The organism is Microvirga alba, assembly GCF_015694465.1.
GTDB classification, from domain to species: Bacteria; Pseudomonadota; Alphaproteobacteria; order Rhizobiales; family Beijerinckiaceae; genus Microvirga; species Microvirga alba.
Genome location: NZ_JADQDO010000001.1, coordinates 928301 through 947166 on the forward strand (window position 1 = coordinate 928301; position 18866 = coordinate 947166).

Here is an 18866-nt window from a genome sequence, read left to right on the forward strand (position 1 = left end):
CGAGGAGAGTGCGATGACAAGCGTCACCATTGGCGGCGATGTCGGGGCCTCGAGACCCAAAAAGCCCTGGTACAAGGTGCTCTATGTCCAGGTCCTGATCGCCATCGTTCTCGGCGCTGCCATCGGCTGGCTGTTTCCGACTTTCGCCAAGAACGACTGGATCAGGGCGCTCGGAGAGGGCTTCATCAAGCTGATCAAGATGGTCATTGCGCCGATCATCTTCTGCACCGTGGTGTCCGGCATCGCGCACATTCAGGATGCCAAGAAGGTGGGACGCGTTGGCGTCAAGGCGCTGGTTTATTTCGAAGTCGTCTCGACCTTTGCGCTCATCATCGGCCTTCTCGTCGGCAACATCGTGAAGCCGGGCGCAGGTTTCACCGGGACGCCCGACGCCACCGCCGTCGCGACTTACGCGAAACAGGCGAGCGAGCAGAAACCGGTCGACTTTCTCCTGCACATCATCCCGGACAGCGTCGTCGGCGCGTTCGCGCAGGGCGACATCCTTCAGGTCCTCCTGTTCGCCATCCTCTTCGGGTTCGCGCTTCTCGCTCTCGGCGAGCGCGCAGCCTTTGTCCGCAAGGTCATCGACGAGGTCGCCCATGGGATGTTCGGCGTCATCGCCATCGTGATGAAAGCCGCCCCGGTCGGCGCTTTCGGTGCGATGGCCTACACCATCGGCCGGTTCGGACCCCAGGCGCTCGGCAATCTCGTGGGGCTGATCGCGACCTTCTACGCGACGGCGGCCCTGTTCGTCGTCGTCGTCCTCGGGACCATCGCTCGCATCGCGGGCTTCAGCATCTTCAAGTTCCTGGCCTACATCAAAGACGAACTCCTGATCGTTCTCGGAACGAGTTCGTCCGAGAGCGCGCTGCCCCAGTTGATGGAAAAACTGGAGCGGCTCGGTTGCTCGAAGTCGGTGGTGGGCCTGGTCGTGCCGACAGGCTATTCCTTCAATCTCGACGGGACGAACATCTATATGACGCTCGCCACCCTGTTCATCGCGCAGGCGCTGGGCTTCGATCTGACCTTCGGCCAGCAGACGACGATCTTGGTGGTGGCGCTGCTGACCTCGAAAGGGGCCAGCGGCGTGACAGGCGCGGGTTTCATCACGCTCGCGGCGACGCTCGCGGTGGTCAATCCTGCGCTTGTGCCCGGCATGGCCATCGTTCTGGGTATTGACAAGTTCATGAGCGAGGTCCGCGCGCTGACGAACATCATCGGCAACGGGGTCGCGACCATCGTCGTGTCGGCGTGGGAAGGCGAGCTTGATCGGGACAAGCTCACAGCCGGCCTCAACCGGCGGATCGACACGTCCGACATCGAAACGGCGGTCACGACGGATTAGAGCTTTTCCCTGACGCCTGTTTCGCAAGATCAAAGATGCCGGCGCATGAACGCTCCGGCGCCAGCCAGCGCCTGACGTCCGGGCTCCAAATGTGCGTTCCACATGGGCCAAGCGTGGATCATATGGGGCCAGATCTCGAGCGTAACCGCCACATCCGCCTCGCCCGCCGCAGCCGCGAAACGCGTCGCATCCGCAAGCAGCGCCTCATCCGAGCCTACTTGGATCAGGAGCGGCGGCAGGCCCCTCAGATCGGCATAGAGAGGCGACACGCGCGGATCCGCACGGTTGATCCCCGACGAGAGATAGGCATTGGCAAGCTCGCGAAGATAGTCTTTGTGAATGAGCGGATCGATCGTGTCCTTGGTGGCAAGTGTCGTGCCTGACAAGGTCAGATCCGTCCAGGGAGACACCAGCCAGCCGCAGGCCGGCAAAGTCGCCTGTGCATCGCGCAAAGCATTGATGAGCGCCACCGTGAGCCCACCGCCCGCGCTGTCCCCGCCGACCGCGATGTTCTTGGCCGCAAGGCCTTGTTCGAGCAGAAAGCGCCACGCGAGCATGGCATCCTCAAGGGCGGCAGGGAAGGGGTTCTCCGGCGCGAGCCGATAGGCGACGGCCAGGGTTCGCACGCCCGCCGCCCGGCCGGCCTCGGTCACCAGGCGGCGGTGGCTGAGGATGGAGCCCGAGCAATAACCGCCGCCGTGAAAGAACAACAGCACGCGCGACGCATCGCTGCCCGGTGCGATCGACCATTCCGCGGATACGCCGCCCCGCTCTACCTGCTCAAGCTTGATGTCATTGGCGACAGGCCAGAGCGAGCCCACTTCATCGATGCGCCGCCTCCGCTCAACCCAACCGACGGGCCGAGGCTTGGACCCCAGCAACGCGCGAACGGCATCGATCTCGCTTTGGCCCACCGTCTCGCCCTCACCATGGAAGCACCGAAAGCAGTGTCGGGACAACGCGCGAGAGGGGCAAAAAGGTGTCTCGCTGTGGGAGCCATCATGGGTCGCCAGTCGCGTTCTATGGCCTTTTGTTGAGCCCGATCATGCCCTCGATCCGGCCTGCCACACCGCCAAGCCCTATCTTTGACATCCAAACGGTGAAGATGCTCGGTTTGTTGGGCGTGTCGGCGCCGCCATCGCTTTTCAGCCAGAAGCGCTTGACCGTGGAGATTTTCGTCAGGTCAATATCCCTGAATCCGAATGGCGGCAGGGTGTGCGCCGCAAATCCTGGATAACCCGCATATCCGCCGCTGCCGGGATGCACCACGAACCCCGCTTCACGCTTTTTTTTCGGATCACGTTTGATCTTTTCGTAAATGCGGTTTCCGTCCATCACGACGCCGAGATACTGACCGCTGGGATCAACGATCTCCGTGTCGTCCCACGGGAACGAGCCGATCCAGTTGCCTCTTTTATCGAACAGGTAACGATCGCCTTGATAACGACTGTAGGCGATCCAGTCGCCGACCGAATTGAAATAATGCACCACTCTTGCGGGTGCGTCTCCGACTTTTAATTGCGGAATGGGCAATTGCGGATCGGGAGCGGGCAGCGCGGTTGCATCGGCAGGAGCGGACGGCGGCGCATCCAAGCTCTCATTCGGCAGGCCGGAAGGAACCGGGCGCGGCTGTGTTGCTTTGTCCCGAGGCTTTTTCAGGGGCACGAGCGTATGCGTGGACACCCAACCGATCTCCCGATCGTCCGGCACGATGTAGGCGCGACCTTGTTCCATCCGCTCGACGCGGCAGGTGAGTGTTCTCTTGTCGCCAGGAGGGCGGTACGTAACAGTCGCTCCGACGTGGAGCTGGTTCCCCTCGGCATCCTTGAGTGCTTGGCCGTCAACGGGGCCGTTCGTTGCCGAGCCGGCGCCCGCACTCATCTCGCTAGCCGCTTGAGAGCGCTCGACGGAGGCAAGGATGAGCCGAGCGACTTCGCGATGGCGATTGCCGACGCTTCCCTGCGTTGGTCGCGTCCGTTCCGGATGCCAGGTGCCGCCGATTTTGGCGAGCAGCTCTGCCACAAGCTCGACTTCTACATCGGACAATTTGGTTTCCTCACTAGACCGTGTTTTTACGACTTCTTTAGAGAGTCGCTTGCCCCATCGTTTAGCAAAACATTGTGCGCTTGTTGACGTTGAGGAAGAGAAAGAATTCGTTCCTTTCGAGGAGAAGCCCAGTCGGTGCAGCGCTGCTCGAAAGGGATTTCACTGCTTCGATAGCAGGAGTGTTTCGGGAGACACCCAACCGATCTCGCGATGGGCCGGGACGAGATAGGCGCGTCCGCGTTCCATTCGCTCGATGCGGCAGGTGAGCGCTCTCTTTTCACCGGGAGGGCGATAGATCACGGTCGCTCCGACGTGGAGTTGATCGCCGCCGGCAAAATTGAACGCTTTGCCTTCAGGCGAAACACCGACCCCCGGGTCGCTTTGGCTTGCTGCTTTGGAGCGCTTGACGGTGCTGATGATGAGCCGGGCCACTTCACGGTGGCGGTCGCCGACCGCTCTCAATGCCGGTCGCGTCCGTTCCGGATACCAGTTGCCGCCGATTCTGGCGAGCAACTCTGCTACGACTTCGACTTCCTCTTCGGACAATTGGCTTCCCTCGACGTCTTGAGTCCGCAGTGATTCCATAAAGGAGTCGTTTGCAGGACAATAGCAAAATAAACTTTCGCGAAAGAATTATTTTCAATGCTCATGAGGTTTACTTGTGTGCAACCGCCATTGCGCTCTTCGCGCGTCTGATTCGGCGCGAATGCTTTGTTTCACAGTTTCAAATGCCACTCTCAGTAACGGAATGTGTGGTCTTCAAAGGCGGCTATCGTGGCCTCGCGACGACCGTGACGGCGATTGGCCAGCATCGAGATGTGGCAGGTCACGGGAGGACAACGCCAGGACCTTTCTCTCCTTCGGCGAAGTGATTTGTTTCAAAGTCGCACTCATGCGAAGGTTTGACTTCCGCTGCGTGAGAGGTGTGGGCCGCAATGTCATCGCGCGGCATGGGCCGCCCCAAACATTGGATCGAGTTCTCGTATGCCAGACATGAGAAACAAGTCCGAAGAGCAGAAAGGCGCGGAAGCCGAAGTCGAGCGCTTTCGAGGCGAGCTTGGCCCGTTCGTCGTTACCGCTAGCACAACACGCATGGCCATGGTGTTTACCGATGCAAGAGCTCCTGACAATCCGATCATTTTTGCCAATGACGCCTTTCTCTCGCTCACGGGGTACGCCAAGGAAGAGGTGCTGGGCCAAAACTTCAATTTCCTGATGGCGCATGGCGCGGATGCGGAGGCGCTGGCGAAAATTGAAACCGAGTTTAGAGGCAATTCAAAGGCTGGTGCGGAAATTCATTATCGCCGCAAGGATGGCAGTGAGTTTTGGGCCGCCCTCTTCATCAGCCCGGTTCGGGATGAGCGCGGCGACATTGTTCAGTATTTTGCCTCTTTCATCGATCTCACCGCGCTTAAAGAGGAGCAATCTCAATCCAGGATGCTCATCGACGAGTTGAACCATCGCGTGAAGAACACCCTTGCGACGGTGCAATCGATTGTCTGGCAGGCTTTGCGAGCGGGTTCCGATCCTAAGGTCATTGGGCCAATCATCGAGTCCCGGCTGTTGGCGCTCTCCCGGTCGCACGACCTGTTGACCCGTGAAAGTTGGCGCAGTGCAGATCTACGTGATTTGATCAACGACGCCTTGGAGCCGTTCGTGGTTGCGGACGGCCGGGCGGAGCGCATCGTGATCACGGGCGAGAACATCCGCTTCCCGCCAAACGCGGCCTTGGCCCTTGGCATTGCGTTCAACGAACTTGCGACCAATGCCGTGAAATACGGTGCTTTCGCCGATCGGACGGGATCAATCCTGATCGAGTGGACGATCGAGCCGACCCCGGAGGGTCGTCGGTTGATCCTGTACTGGCGAGAGAGGGGCGGTCCGCCTGTCACGCCGCCGGTCCGCAAAGGCTTCGGCTCGCGGGTGATCGAGAACGGCCTGGCCCACGAACTGCAAGGTACGGTGCGTCTCGACTACCCACCGGAGGGCGTGGTCTGCACGATGAACATTCCCGCACCAGAAAATCCCGATGGATGAACTGCTTTCTGGTTGTCGCGTCCTCGTTGTCGAGGACGAAATGCTCATCCTGATGATGATTGAAGATATGCTGGCCGACCTCGGATGCGAGTCCGTGACTGTTGCCGCCACAGTCGACAAGGCCCTCACCCTGATTGAGGAGCAAGCGTTCGACGCTGCCATGCTGGATATGAACCTGAGCGGCGTGAACAGCGATAGCGTGGCCGATGCGCTCGCCGCCCGCGGTGTGCCATTCGTCTTCTCCACCGGCAATAATGGTCACGACGTGAGGGACGAATTCCGCGACCGCGCCGTCCTTCGAAAACCGTTCAAGTATGAAGAACTGGCCGATATACTGACAAGCCTTCTACATAGTTGATGGCCGTGTATCGGGGCAATGACGTCTTCCCATCAAGGACAGTTTTGGGGGCACGAGCGGAGTAGAGCCAATCCTCTTAGGTCCGCCAATCGCAACCTTCGTCCATCATTCCGTGGCCGCGTAACGGAAGCCTAAACCCATAAACGCCGACACATCCGGATGAGAAGCGACGGCTGCCGCTACGCCTCTTTCTTGGAGTTCAGCGGCTCCAGGTTCCGCGCAGCCCTGCGGGTAGTCCTGGAATGACGGCGAAATGTTCCTATTTTGTTCTTGACATTATTCCCAATATCAGCCATCTTCCTCCCTGTCCCGGCCCACCGAGGGGCGCGCTCGCGAGGCGTCGTGATTGTGGGGTCGGGCACGGTCTCGCGGATGGGGTGACGCAACCCCATTCGGCGGGAGGCCCAGGCTGTGCCGAGGGCTCAGGTTGGTCCGGGGCCGCCCGTCTCTCGCAGACGGTGTCCGCCACGGGCAGCTGTTGGAGCCAACGCCGCCTGTCCGCCTAAAAGAGCCGTGCGCGAGGTGCCAGCCGGCTCTCACACATCATTGCCATCATCGAGCCGGACCGCACGTCGCGCCACCCTCGATCGCTTCTCAGGCTTGGGGCTTTTTCCGCCCCGAGCCCGCGGGCGCTTGCCTTTTCAAAATCCGTCCATTCTCGAAACTCATTCCCCCAAAAAAATTCATTGCCGTGAGGTCGCTCATGAACCGAAGCCAACACATACTTTCCAAGTTTCCCGATTGCGACGATGCCTTGAGGCGTCTCGCGGATGTCCTGAAGGCTCCGGCCACATGTCGGAAACGGGCCTGCCGTCGGGACGGAAGCTGCCAGGGCGGATTCGGGCCGCCCTGCTATTTCGAGCACCGGCAGTTCTTCGCCGATGCGCTGCGGGAGCGGATGCAGGAATACCGGGATTACTGGACCGAACAACGCGAGGGCCTGCGGGCGATCCTTCGCCGATGAGGGCGGCGCTTTGTCATTTCCGGCCAAGAGAGGAGGCGGTAAGGGAGCCGCGCCTCCAACACGCATGCACTCACAAGCCAGCGCGCGCGTTTCCCTCGGGAGGGGCAGGGTGGACAGCGTCATCTTATCGGAACAGAGCGTTCACTCACCTCCACCTCGTCTGCACCGCAAGTCGGGTGTTCCCGACTTGCGCAGGATCAAGCAAGTCGGGTGTTCCCGACTTGCGCAGGATCAAGCAAGTCGGGTGTTCCCGACTTGCGCAGGATTAAGCGGCTCTCGGGAAGTATAGGGAGCTTCGGTCGAGGAAGGGGCGCTCTTGCTGCTGATCCGCGAGCCACGGGGGCGGAATGGCAGGGCTGCACATGACACATGAGCCATGCATCTGAGCATTTGCGCAGACACACTGAAAGTCTTAAATCACTCCCGATATGACGGGGCGGCTCCCTTCGCCCCAAAGGTTAAGCTTCATGGCCGTCGTTCTCGACCTTCTGAACAAGGACAACCGTCCTCGCCACCCGGAAAAGGCGCACCGCCCCGATCAGCCTGTGCAGCAGCGCAAGCCCGATTGGATTCGCGTGAAAGCGCCCGGTTCGCCCAAATGGGCCGAAACGAACCGGATCGTGCGCGAGAACAAGCTTGTGACGGTCTGCGAAGAGGCCGGCTGCCCGAATATCGGCGAGTGCTGGGAAAAGAAGCACGCCACGTTCATGATCATGGGTGACACCTGCACCCGCGCCTGTGCCTTCTGCAACGTGAAGACCGGCCTGCCGCAGGCGCTCGACCCGCATGAGCCCGAGAGCGTGGCGAAGGCGGTCGAGAAGCTCGGCCTGGAGCATGTGGTCATCACCTCGGTCGACCGCGACGATCTGGCCGACGGCGGCGCGCAGCATTTCGCGGACGTGATCCACGCTATCCGCGCCCGGAGCCCTAAGACCACCATCGAGATCCTGACCCCCGACTTCCTGCGCAAGCCTGGCGCGCTCGAAATCGTCGTCGCGGCGAAGCCCGACGTGTTCAATCACAACCTCGAAACCGTGCCCTCGAAGTACCTCAAGGTCCGCCCCGGCGCGCGCTATTTCCACTCCATCCGCCTGCTGCAGCAGGTGAAGGAGCTCGACCCGACCATCTTCACCAAGTCCGGCATCATGGTCGGCCTCGGCGAGGAGCGGAACGAGGTGCTCCAGCTCATGGACGATCTGCGCTCGGCGGATGTGGATTTCATGACCATCGGCCAGTACCTCCAGCCGACCAAGAAGCATCACCCGGTGATCCGCTTCGTGACGCCGGACGAGTTCAAGGCGTTTGAGACGACGGCCTATGCCAAGGGCTTCCTTTTGGTCTCCTCGACACCGCTGACCCGATCCTCGCACCATGCGGGTGACGACTTCGCCAAGTTGAAGGCCGCCCGTCTCGCGAAGGTCGGCTAAGCCTGAGTGGATGGGCCATGCGGCGCATTCTGGTCATCGGCAGCCCGGGAGCGGGCAAGAGCACCTTGGCGCGCCGCCTCGCCGAGCGGCTTGACCTGCCTCTGATCCATCTCGACCGGGAATATTTCGGGCCCGGCTGGACGATGCCGCCACGCCCGGAATGGCGGGAGCGGGTCGAGGCGCTCGTCGCGCGGCCGGAATGGGTCATGGACGGCAACTACGCCAGCACCTTCGATCTGCGCGTGCCCCGGGCAACCGAGATCGTCTGGCTCGATCTTCCGCGCTGGCGGTGCCTGGCGAGCGTGACGTGGCGGGTGACCCGAAACTACGGCCGCGTCCGGGCCGATCTCGGCCCTGACTGCACGGAGCGCTTCGACTGGTCGTTCATGCGCTGGATTTGGGCGTATCCGAACCGGATGCGCCCGAAGACGGCCCGCATGCTTCAGAATCTGCGACCTGACCAGCGCCTCCATGTGTTGCGTTCACGCGCGCTCATCCCGGCCTTCGAAGCCGAATTGTCCTCTCACGTCAGGGCCGCCTGATCATGCCGTCATTCCGCTCCACGCGCCCGGTGAAGCACACGCCAGCCCAAATGTTCGCGCTTGTGGCGGATGTGGAGCGCTATCCCGAATTTCTGCCGCTGTGCGAGGCCTTGCGCGTGGTGCGCCGGTCGCAAAGCGGGGAGGGGATCGAGACCATCGTCGCGGCGATGACGGTCGGCTACAAGGCGATCAGCGAAAGCTTCACGACCCGGGTGACGCTCGATAATCCGCGCTTGCGGATTCAGGTCGAGTACGTGGACGGGCCGTTCAAGTATCTCGAAAATCGCTGGACTTTTCGCGAGACACCGACGGGCTCGGACGTGGATTTCTACATCAACTATGAGTTCAAGAGCTTTGCACTCGGGCTGCTCATGGGCACCGTGTTCGACAAGGCCTTCCACAAGTTCGCGGAAGCGTTTGAGACCCGGGCGGACATCGTCTATTCGCGCCAATCATCGGAGCCGATCGGCTGAGCCTTCATAGAAAAATGTCGACCGCGTAGAGGGCGAGCGTCCCGCCCCCTGAAATTCCGAAAAATGCCGCCAGTCCGCGCCAAGGGGTCGAGGCGATACACGGGGCGATGATCGACCCCGTGAGGAAGCCCATCTGCAAGATGGACGCCAGAACGTAGAGTTCCTTTGATCGATAGAACCAGCTCTCGCTTTCCGATCCCCACGGATAGCAGCCATGCTCGGCACCGGCCTCGCCGCACGTTGTCGCTTCGACGGCGACGAGAAGGTCGTCCAACACAACAATGAAGACAGCCAGCGCCAGAGCCTGGAACGCCAGTTCGGCATAGGACGGAAATCTAAGCCTCATCATAGCGATACGCTCAATCGTGAGTGCACGCCCCCTCAAGAAGAATCAAGGCATCCGCTACCGCGCTTTGGCGGACGTGTTCCCGCCCAAGATCGCCGTAACGTCTCACTAAGACTTGTGTCTCATGTCCCTTCCTGGCCAGCCCGAAATGCACGAGTCCGACCGGTTTTGTTGCAGTTCCACCGCTCGGGCCGGCGATTCCGGTAATGGCAACCGCCACATCGGCCCGTGAATGCGCCAATGCGCCCTCCGCCATGGCGCGGGCGACCGGCTCGCTCACCGCTCCATGGGTTGCAATGAGAGCTGACGGAACGCCGACCAGTTCCGTCTTCGCCTCATTGGAATAGGTCACGAAGCCACGCTCAACGACCTTGGATGACCCGGCGATTTCCGTGAGCAGCGCCGCCACCAACCCCCCGGTGCAGGATTCCGCGGTCGCGATCTTCAAGCCATGTTTTTCGTAGGTCTTCAGGAGAGCTGCGGCGCGTTCCCTTAAAATCGGCGTCATACTTTCATCTCCGGCAGGCGGATGGTTGCGGCAGCCTGCGCCGCGATCCCTTCGCTTCGCCCGGTGAATCCGAGTTTCTCCGTTGTTGTCGCCTTGAGCGAAACTTGATCGAGGCGAAGACCCGTGATTTCAGCGATCCGCTCGCGCATGGCTTCGCGATGGGGACCGAGGCGGGGTTTCTCGCAAAGCAGTGTCGCGTCGAGATGGTCGAGCACTCCACCGCGCTTCCGCACAAGGTAAACGGCATGGGCGAGGAAACGATCCGAGGAAGCGCCCCGCCATTGCGGGTCGCTCGGCGGGAAATGGGTGCCGATATCTCCATCGGCCAAGGCACCTAGAATGGCGTCCGTCATGGCATGCAGGATCACATCGCCATCAGAATGGGCGAGGACGCCCTGGTCATGAGGAACCTTGATTCCGCCGAGCCAGATATGGTCGCCCTCGGTAAATGCGTGCACATCGAAGCCGGTGCCGAGACGGGTCACATAGGTCATGGGATGGCCTTTCAAACGCCGCTCAGCCTCGTTGAAATCGGTTGGGTCGGTCAACTTGACGTTGTCGGGTTGGCCTTCGAACACGTGGACCGGTAGCTCCGCCCATTCCGCGAGTGCCCCATCGTCGGTGAAGGAATGGAGACCTGATGCGGCAGCTTTCCGATGCGCGTCGAGCAGATCGCCGAATCGGAATGCCTGCGGCGTCTGAATGGCCCGGAGATTCGCGCGTTCTGGCGTAGACACGACGTCGCCATGCTTGCCGACGACTTTGATCGTATCCGTGACGACAATGCCCGGAACAGCCGCCCCCCAACGGCGCCCGGCCGTGATCGCTCGATCGATGAGCGACGCAACGACGAAGGGCCTCGCGGCATCATGCACGAGCACGATCTCCGGTGTCGCATCGGTTAGCGCCTCCACGCCCTCGCGAACAGAATCTTGCCGCATCTCGCCCCCCAGGGCGTGTGGCAAAAGTGCTCGCAGCAGATCCGGCGACAGGCCATCAATGCTGGCTCGGTAGAGATGTAAGTCATCGGGATGGATCACGACGATTGTGCGGTCGACGTGGGGATGCGCAAGAAAGACGCGGAGGGTTCGTGTCAGGACGCTTTGTCCATCAAGGAGCCGATATTGTTTAGGAACACCTTCTCCCACTCTGGATCCGCGTCCGGCGGCGACGATGAGGGCGGCTACTGACATGAAGAAAAAGCTCTCTTTGGCGTAACGCTGTCCTAAGCATCGCAGCCGGCGAAGGCAAATCGCGCGTCGCCTGAAAGATGCTCCCACCGATTGATGCATAACTGAGGCATTGCGGAAGAGTACCGACGGGGACTTGCGCCCAGGCTCAAATTGGCTATTTGTTGGGCAGAATGGGAAGTGATCAGAAAATAGGCGTTGAGGGGTTTGCGATCGGCTCGATCCCAATCGGGACCGGTACAGTTCTTGCGCCTTTATCCGGTGTGACGGATGTCGTTTTTCGGCGCATCGCCAAGCGGTTAGGCGCCGGTCTTGTCGTTTCGGAAATGGTTGCCTCCGACGAGCTGGTCCAGGGCTCCGACGAGGCGCAACTGCGGGTCGAGGGGACGGGAATAGAGCCCCACGTGGTGCAACTCGCCGGTTGCGACCCGCAATGGATGGCTCGAGCCGTTCATGTGGCCGAGGAAGCCGGGGCACGGATCATCGATATCAATATGGGCTGCCCGGCGAAGCGGGTTATCGGAGGCTATGCCGGCTCCGCGCTGATGCGTGATCTCGACCACGCCTGCCTGCTTATCGAAGCCACGATTGATGCCGCGAGCGTTCCCGTGACCGTCAAGATGCGGCTCGGTTGGGATCAAGCGACGATCAATGCGCCCGAACTCGCTCGTCGGGCCGAGGGTCTCGGGGTCAAGGCCGTGACGGTCCATGGCCGGACGCGGCAGCAATTCTACAAGGGCGAAGCCAATTGGCGCGCTATCGCGCCCGTCGTCGAGGCCGTCGATATTCCAGTCATCGCGAATGGCGATATCGGCACCCTCGAAGACGCGCAGAATTGCCTGGCCGCATCCGGTGCGGCCGCCGTCATGGTCGGGCGCTCTGCCGTTGGCAGGCCGTGGCTCGTCGGTCAGATCGGAGCGGCTCTGCAGGGGCGCTTCATTCCCGATCCCGCGCCCGCAGAAATGGCGGCAATTGCCATCGAGCACTACGATGGGCTCCTGTCCCTCTATGGTGAGAAGGTTGGCATACGGCACGCGCGCAAGCATCTCGCGGCCTATGCGGATGCCGCCATCGCTTCCGGTTTTCAGGTCTCACCGAACGTTCGTTCTGCCCTTGTGACATCGGAGGTGCCTGCGACCGTCATCGCCCTGTTGCGCGCTGTCTACGCGGAGCTGAGCAGGGAGGCGGCATGACGCTCGGCATCAACGACCTTATCATGAACGCCCTTCCGCTGCCGGTTTTGACAGTCGGCGCGGAGCAGCGAGTGATGCACGCAAATGCGGCAGCGGAAGCCTTTTTCGATATGAGCCTGCGCGTGATGCAGCGGCAAAAATTGAGCGATTTCATTCCTTTCGGCTCTCCTGTTGTCGCGTTAGTTGAGGATGTGCGTCAGCGCGGCTCCAGCGTCAGCGAGCACCGCGTGGACATCGGCAGCCCCCGCATCGGCTCAGAGCGCATCGTGGATGTGTTCGCGACCCCACTCGGAGACGACAGCGATGGTGTCGTCGTCATGCTTCAGGAGCGCACCATTGCCGATAAGATGGACCGGCAACTGACCCATCGCGGAGCGGCACGTTCCATCACGGCGCTCGGTGCGATGCTGGCGCATGAAATCAAGAACCCGCTCTCCGGCATTCGCGGCGCGGCGCAACTTCTGGAACAATCGGCGGACGAGGATGACCGTCTGCTGACTCGCCTGATCTGCGACGAGACCGACCGTATCGTGAAGCTCGTCGAGCGGATGGAGCTGTTTGGTGAGGAGAGGCCGGTCGAGAGGGGACCGATCAACGTCCACGGCGTGCTTGATCACGTGAAACGTCTGGCTCAGTCGGGCTTCGCACGGCATATCCGGTTCGACGAAAACTACGATCCGTCGCTGCCGCCTGTTCTCGGCAATAGGGACCAGCTCATCCAGGTCGTTCTGAATCTGGTGAAGAACGCGGCGGAGGCCATCGGCATAGACGCACCGGACGGCGAGATCGTTTTGTCCACCGCATTTCGCACCGGCATTCGCCTTCAAGTTCCCGGCGCTCGGGAGCGGGTGAGCCTCCCCATCGAGCTGAGCGTCAGTGACAACGGGCCGGGCATTCCGCCGGAGTTGCTTAGCGATCTTTTCGACCCGTTCGTGACGACGAAAGTTCAGGGCAGCGGTCTGGGCCTCGCTCTGGTGGCAAAAATCGTGGGCGACCACGGCGGCATCGTTGAATGCGAGCCGGTTCCCAGACGCACGACCTTCCGAATTCTCTTGCCGATGCATCGCGCCAATGATGGCCGCGAGGCTGACATGTGAGGCTGAAATCCCATGCCGAGCGGACAGATCCTTCTCGCCGACGATGACGCCGCCATCCGGACAGTCCTGAATCAGGCCCTGTCGCGGGCTGGCTACGAGGTTCGCTCGACCAGCAACGCGGCAACACTTTGGCGTTGGATTGCTCAAGGAGAGGGTGATCTTGTCATCACCGACGTGATGATGCCCGATGAGAACGCCTTCGACCTGCTTCCACGGATCAAGAAATTGCGTCCGGATCTCCCCATCATCGTCATGAGTGCGCAGAACACGTTCATGACCGCGATCAAGGCGTCCGAACGCGGCGCATACGAATATCTGCCGAAGCCTTTCGACCTGAAGGAGCTCGTGGCGGTCGTGGGGCGGGCTCTCTCGCGCCCGCGCTCCCCGTCCAATCCGACACCGTCCAGCGACAACGAGGATATTCCGCTGATTGGCCGCTCGGCCGCCATGCAGGAGATCTATCGGGCGCTCGCCCGATTGATGCCGACCGATCTGACGGTGATGATCACAGGCGAGTCAGGCACGGGTAAGGAACTGGTCGCCCGGGCTCTGCACGATTACGGCAAACGGCGGCAGGGTCCGTTCGTCGCGGTGAACATGGCGGCGATCCCGCGTGAGCTGATCGAGTCCGAGCTGTTCGGGCACGAAAAGGGTGCGTTCACCGGCGCGACGGCACGCAACACCGGTCGCTTCGAGCAGGCGGAGGGTGGGACGCTCTTTCTCGACGAAATCGGCGACATGCCGATGGAAGCGCAAACCCGTCTTCTCCGTGTCCTCCAGCAAGGGGAATATACGACGGTAGGCGGGCGCGTGCCGATCAAGACCAATGTCCGCATCATCGCCGCGACGAACAAGGATCTGCGGGTTTTGATCCAACAGGGTCTGTTCCGTGAGGATCTGTTCTTCCGGCTTAACGTGGTACCGCTGCGCCTCCCGCCGTTGCGCGAGAGAGTCGAGGATATTCCAGATCTCGCGCGCCATTTCTTCGTGCTCGTCGAAAAGGAAGGCCTGTCGCGAAAGCAGCTTGATGTGGAGGCCATGGATCGGCTGAAGCGCTATCGCTGGCCCGGAAACGTCCGCGAACTCGAAAATCTCATCCGCCGTCTCGCGGCCCTCTATCCACAGGATACGATCACGGGCGCGATCGTCGACGCGGAACTCGATGCGCAGCCGATGGCGCTACCCCAGCCGGCGGGTAAAACAGCCCACGCCTCGCCCTCGGAAGGGCTGTCCGATGCGGTCGAACGGCATCTCGCGGAGTACTTTTCCGGCTACAGGGATACTCTTCCGCCACCCGGCCTCTATCACCGGATCTTGCGGGAAATTGAGGGGCCCTTGATCGGCGCCGCGTTGGCCGCGACGCGCGGTAATCAGATCCGGGCCGCCGAGCTTCTCGGTGTGAACCGAAACACCCTTCGGAAGAAGGTTCGCGATCTGGAGCTTATGGTCGTGCGGACAAGCCGCTGATCGCAGCGCGTCTGTAATAATTTGACCACAGTGTTGTGTTGGTGCATCACCCAACAGGGCGCTGAGTCAACGCGCCCACTTTCGCGGGGCCCCGTCTTGCTCAATCAAGACATTCAAACGCAGCGTCATCAGGGCGACACGGCACAGCGCAGCTTCGGCTGGCTCGGGCCCCTGGCCGTCCTGACCGCGCTCGCTTCGGCCCTGGCGACATTTCTTGTCCTTGCAGGGGCGACGCCGATTCTGCCGACTCACAGCGTCGTTTTGTGGGTTTTCCTCTTCAATGGCACTCTGATCGTCCTGCTCCTTGGCATCGTCGCCTGGCAGACCAGAAGGCTGATGCGCGAGCGACGCGCGGGTGCGGCGGCAGCCGGTCTTCACGTGCGGATCGTCGGCCTCTTCAGTCTTGTCGCGGTGCTGCCGGCCACCTTGGTGGCGGTTGTCGCAACGGTGACGCTGGAGCGCGGCCTCGACCCCTGGTTCACGGGCTCGATCAAGGAGTTGATGTCCAACACGGTCGATATAGCCCGTTCCTATCGGGAATTGCAGTGCCGGACGCTGGCCCGTGAAACGCAGCTCATGGCGGCCGACCTCAATCGCGCCAAGGTTCTCTACGACGCGGATCGCAAGGTTTTTCACGATTTCATGAATTCACGCGCGATCTTCCTGGGCTTTCCGCTCGCGATGATTCTGGAGCCCGACGGGACGGTCGTCGAAAAGCTTGAGGCCAAGCCGCTCGAAGGCGTTCAGCAACCGACGGCGGCGGATCTGGACGAGGCAAGCGACAAGGAAGCGCTCTGTCTGTTTCCGAGAAGCGGCAACATCTTCCGGTCTGTCTTGAAGCTCGAGGCCCATGGTGGGCGCGTGCTTTATGTTGCCCGCGAGGTCGACCCTCGCGCGGTCGAATTCCCTCCGGTCGCTGAGGCAGGCGTCGCCTTTTACGAAGCACTAGAGCAGAAAAAGGCAGGCATTCAGGTCGCCTTCGCGTCCATGTTCACCCTGATCGCGCTGATCGTCCTGCTGTCGGCCATTTGGTTCGGACTAAATTTCGCGAACCGTCTGGTCGCTCCGATTCGACGTCTGATCCACGCGACCGACCAGGTGGCGACGGGTAATTTTTATGTGCAGGTGCCCGTCCGCCGGGGCGAGGGGGACCTGGCGCACCTGGGCGAGACCTTCAACAAGATGACGTCGGAGCTGCGCCATCAACATGACGGGCTGACTGCCGCGAGTGATCTCATCGATCGCCGCCGTCGGTTTACGGAGGTGGTACTCGCCGGTGTTTCGGCTGGCGTCATCGGCATCGATGCGCGGGGCCTGATTACGATCGCCAACCCCTCGACGGAAGCGCTTCTCGCGACGTCGCTTGACCATCTTCTCGGCCACTCGATCACGACCGTTCTGCCCGAAGTGACCGCACTCGTTGCGGAGATGAGCAATGGCCGCCAGCGTCTGATGCAGCAGCAGATTCAGATCACGCGGAAGGGGAAAGAGCGGACCATCAATGTCCGCGTCACCAGCGAGCATGCCCGCAGCGAGGAGAGGGACCTTGTCATCACCCTCGACGACATCACCGATCTCGTCGCCGCGCAGCGCACCTCCGCCTGGGCTGACGTGGCGCGCCGTATCGCACATGAAATCAAGAATCCGCTGACACCGATCCAGCTCTCGGCCGAGCGCATCCGCCGTAAATACGGTAAGGTCATCACCACCGATCGCGACGTCTTCGACCAGTGTACGGATACGATCGTGCGCCAGGTGGATGACATCAAACGCATGGTGGACGAGTTCTCATCCTTCGCCCGCATGCCGAAACCGGCCATCGGCGACGAGGATCTCGTCGAGACGATCCGTCAGGTCATCTTCATGATGCGGATTGCACATACCGAGATCCAGTTTTCGGACCAATTGCCGGGCGGCCCCATCGTGGCGCCGTTCGATCGGCGACTGCTGTCACAGGCGATCACGAACATCGTGAAGAACGCGACCGAGGCCGTCGCCGCCGTGCCGGACGACGAGCGCGGCCAGGGCCGGATCTCGGTTCTGCTGGATGACACGCATCCCGATTATCTGATTTTGGCCGTGACCGACAACGGCAAGGGATTCCCGGTCGAAGGCCGGCAACGGCTTTTGGAGCCTTACATGACAACCCGTGAGGGCGGCACCGGATTGGGGCTGCCGATCGTGAGCAAAATTTTGGAAGAGCATGGTGGCGGCATGGAGCTTGTCGACAATCCGGCAGGCCGCGGAGGGCAGGTCCGCATGTGGATTCCCAAGACCAAGCAGGTGGAGGCGGGCGAGACATTGGCCGCTGGCAGCCGAACCGATTCTCGCAGGACGAGCCTATGAGCGCTGATATTCTTGTCGTCGATGACGAAGTCGATATTCGTGAGCTGGTCGCCGGCATCCTGGAGGATGAAGGGCACCGCACGCGCACGGCGGGCACGTCAGATGATGCCCTCGCATCCATCGAGGGGCGACGGCCCCATCTGGTTTTCCTCGACATCTGGCTTCAGGGCAGCAGGCTCGATGGCCTTCAGGTGCTGGACATCATCAAGGCGCAGCATCCGGATCTTCCGGTCGTCATGATCTCGGGCCACGGCAATGTCGAGACGGCGGTCTCGGCGATCAAGGCCGGCGCGTACGATTTCATCGAAAAGCCATTCAAGGCGGACCGTCTCGTCCTCGTCGCCGAGCGCGCTCTCGAAGCGTCGCGTCTGAAGCGCGAGGTGCGCGACCTTCGCGCCCATTCGGTGCAGGCGAGCCGCATTGCCGGCAAATCCATTGCGATCAATCACCTCCGGCAAGCGGTCGAACGGGCCGCTCCGACCAATGCCCGCATCATGATCACCGGCGCGCCGGGATCAGGCAAGGAACTGACAGCTCGCACCATTCACGGCCTCTCGACGCGGACCAATGGGCCCTTCGTCGTGCTTTCGGCTGCGACCATCACGCCCGACAACATGGAGGCCGAGCTGTTCGGCATGGAGGGGGACGAGGCCAAAGGGCGTCGAGTCGGGGCCCTCGAGGAAGCCCACGGCGGCACACTCTACATCGACGAAATCGCCGATATGCCCCGGGAGACGCAGAACCGCATCCTGCGCGTTCTAGTGGATCAGAACTTCCAGCGGGTCGGCGGCACCACCCGCGTTCATGTTGATGTTCGGATCATCTCATCGTCGAGCCGCGACCTGCCTGCCGAAATCGCCGCCGGGCGATTCCGCGAGGATCTGTTCCATCGTCTCGGCGTCGTGCCGATTCGGGTGCCATCCTTGGCCGAACGGCGCGAGGACGTGCCGGAACTCATCGACTTTTTCATGGACCAGATTTCGTCATCCACCGGTCTGCCCAAGCGTCAGATTGCCGAGGACGCCATGGCGGTGCTGCAGTCGCATGATTGGCCAGGCAATGTGCGTCAGCTGCGCAACAACGTCGAAAGGCTGATGATTCTCACCTCGGGTGAGCCGGATGCCGCTGTGACCGCTGAAATGTTGCCCTCGGAGATCGGGGCGCTCGTTCCGACGACTCCAGCCGGCTCCGGTGGTGAGAAGCTCATGAGCATGCCCTTGCGCGAGGCGCGGGAAATCTTCGAACGGGAATACCTCCTGGCTCAAATTGCCCGTTTCAGCGGCAATATTTCCCGTACGGCGGAATTCATCGGCATGGAACGGTCGGCACTCCATCGAAAGTTGAAGTCCTTGGGTATTGGCAGCTAAGACACGGTCCACGAGAAAATAAGCCAGGGGCGACATAACTACTATGTTCCCCCTTGCGTAACGGTACTCTTCGCCCTGTAATAAGGGTGCCGGTCACCGACCGCACGAATGCGGACAACCATATAGAGGCGGCCCCTAAGCCAAGACCGGCGGCGAGGGG

The 18866-nt window shown here is 61.4% G+C and carries 18 protein-coding genes; 12 read left to right on the forward strand and 6 right to left on the reverse strand.

Annotation, left to right across the window (positions count from 1 at the left end; translation table 11 throughout):
* Positions 1 to 13 precede the first annotated feature (13 nt).
* Positions 14 to 1345, forward strand: a complete 1332-nt coding sequence (locus I2H38_RS04195) for a dicarboxylate/amino acid:cation symporter (RefSeq protein WP_196270519.1) — start codon at positions 14 to 16, stop codon at positions 1343 to 1345.
* Between the two features lie 29 nt (positions 1346 to 1374).
* On the opposite strand, the gene I2H38_RS04200 is transcribed toward I2H38_RS04195, so the two are convergent.
* The 3 genes from I2H38_RS04200 to I2H38_RS04210 all read right to left on the reverse strand — a co-directional run bounded on the left by I2H38_RS04200 (position 1375) and on the right by I2H38_RS04210 (position 3976).
* Positions 1375 to 2259 (reverse strand): alpha/beta hydrolase, encoded by an 885-nt coding sequence (locus I2H38_RS04200; RefSeq protein WP_196270520.1) that lies wholly within the window; start codon positions 2257 to 2259, stop codon positions 1375 to 1377.
* 106 nt (positions 2260 to 2365) lie between these two features.
* The gene (locus I2H38_RS04205) at positions 2366 to 3367 is read right to left on the reverse strand and encodes a hypothetical protein (protein ID WP_196270521.1); all 1002 of its coding nucleotides are present in this window, start codon (positions 3365 to 3367) and stop codon (positions 2366 to 2368) included.
* A gap of 183 nt (positions 3368 to 3550) precedes the next feature.
* Positions 3551 to 3976: a hypothetical protein gene (locus I2H38_RS04210; RefSeq protein WP_196270522.1), complete on the reverse strand. Its 426-nt coding sequence runs from the start codon at positions 3974 to 3976 to the stop codon at positions 3551 to 3553.
* A gap of 399 nt (positions 3977 to 4375) precedes the next feature.
* Here I2H38_RS04210 and I2H38_RS04215 point away from each other — a divergent pair, with 399 nt between their 5' ends.
* From I2H38_RS04215 to I2H38_RS04240, 6 genes are all read left to right on the forward strand, one after another.
* Positions 4376 to 5428, forward strand: a complete 1053-nt coding sequence (locus tag I2H38_RS04215; protein WP_196270523.1) for an HWE histidine kinase domain-containing protein — start codon at positions 4376 to 4378, stop codon at positions 5426 to 5428.
* Positions 5421 to 5786, forward strand: a complete 366-nt coding sequence (locus tag I2H38_RS04220) for a response regulator (RefSeq protein ID WP_196270524.1) — start codon at positions 5421 to 5423, stop codon at positions 5784 to 5786. Before I2H38_RS04215 ends, I2H38_RS04220 begins: the two co-directional genes overlap by 8 nt.
* Before the next feature lie 703 nt (positions 5787 to 6489).
* Positions 6490 to 6750, forward strand: coding sequence for a hypothetical protein (locus tag I2H38_RS04225; RefSeq protein ID WP_196270525.1), 261 nt, complete (start codon positions 6490 to 6492; stop codon positions 6748 to 6750).
* Between the two features lie 467 nt (positions 6751 to 7217).
* Entirely contained in the window at positions 7218 to 8177 is a 960-nt protein-coding gene (gene lipA, locus I2H38_RS04230; protein WP_196270526.1) for a lipoyl synthase, read from the forward strand.
* Between the two features lie 17 nt (positions 8178 to 8194).
* Positions 8195 to 8719, forward strand: a complete 525-nt coding sequence (locus I2H38_RS04235; RefSeq protein ID WP_196270527.1) for a P-loop NTPase family protein — start codon at positions 8195 to 8197, stop codon at positions 8717 to 8719.
* A gap of 2 nt (positions 8720 to 8721) precedes the next feature.
* Positions 8722 to 9192 carry a type II toxin-antitoxin system RatA family toxin gene (locus I2H38_RS04240; RefSeq protein ID WP_196270528.1) on the forward strand — a complete coding sequence of 157 codons (471 nt, stop codon included), beginning with the start codon at positions 8722 to 8724 and terminating at the stop codon, positions 9190 to 9192.
* Positions 9193 to 9196: 4 nt separating this feature from the next.
* Here I2H38_RS04240 and I2H38_RS04245 read toward each other — a convergent pair whose 3' ends face one another.
* From I2H38_RS04245 to I2H38_RS04255, 3 genes are read right to left on the reverse strand one after another with little or no spacing between them, the layout of a single operon-like run.
* Positions 9197 to 9541 (reverse strand): hypothetical protein, encoded by a 345-nt coding sequence (locus I2H38_RS04245; protein WP_196270529.1) that lies wholly within the window; start codon positions 9539 to 9541, stop codon positions 9197 to 9199.
* A gap of 10 nt (positions 9542 to 9551) precedes the next feature.
* A complete protein-coding gene (locus I2H38_RS04250) occupies positions 9552 to 10046 on the reverse strand; it encodes a CinA family protein (protein ID WP_196270530.1) in 495 nt (164 codons plus the stop codon).
* Complete coding sequence (locus I2H38_RS04255; protein ID WP_196270531.1) at positions 10043 to 11239, reverse strand: bifunctional 2-C-methyl-D-erythritol 4-phosphate cytidylyltransferase/2-C-methyl-D-erythritol 2,4-cyclodiphosphate synthase; 1197 nt, start codon at positions 11237 to 11239, stop codon at positions 10043 to 10045. Before I2H38_RS04255 ends, I2H38_RS04250 begins: the two co-directional genes overlap by 4 nt.
* Before the next feature lie 170 nt (positions 11240 to 11409).
* Between I2H38_RS04255 and dusB the strand changes: the two genes are divergently transcribed.
* From dusB to ntrX, 5 genes are all read left to right on the forward strand, one after another.
* Positions 11410 to 12429 (forward strand): tRNA dihydrouridine synthase DusB, encoded by a 1020-nt coding sequence (gene dusB, locus I2H38_RS04260; RefSeq protein ID WP_196270532.1) that lies wholly within the window; start codon positions 11410 to 11412, stop codon positions 12427 to 12429.
* Positions 12426 to 13526, forward strand: a complete 1101-nt coding sequence (locus I2H38_RS04265) for a two-component system sensor histidine kinase NtrB (RefSeq protein ID WP_196270533.1) — start codon at positions 12426 to 12428, stop codon at positions 13524 to 13526. Before dusB ends, I2H38_RS04265 begins: the two co-directional genes overlap by 4 nt.
* 12 nt (positions 13527 to 13538) lie before the next feature.
* Positions 13539 to 14993 carry a nitrogen regulation protein NR(I) gene (gene ntrC, locus I2H38_RS04270; protein ID WP_196270534.1) on the forward strand — a complete coding sequence of 485 codons (1455 nt, stop codon included), beginning with the start codon at positions 13539 to 13541 and terminating at the stop codon, positions 14991 to 14993.
* A 96-nt stretch (positions 14994 to 15089) separates the two neighbouring features.
* The gene (locus I2H38_RS04275; protein ID WP_196270535.1) at positions 15090 to 17339 is read left to right on the forward strand and encodes a sensor histidine kinase NtrY-like; all 2250 of its coding nucleotides are present in this window, start codon (positions 15090 to 15092) and stop codon (positions 17337 to 17339) included.
* The gene (gene ntrX, locus I2H38_RS04280; RefSeq protein WP_196270536.1) at positions 17336 to 18706 is read left to right on the forward strand and encodes a nitrogen assimilation response regulator NtrX; all 1371 of its coding nucleotides are present in this window, start codon (positions 17336 to 17338) and stop codon (positions 18704 to 18706) included. The genes I2H38_RS04275 and ntrX overlap by 4 nt, the downstream gene beginning before the upstream one ends.
* Positions 18707 to 18866: the final 160 nt, after the last annotated feature.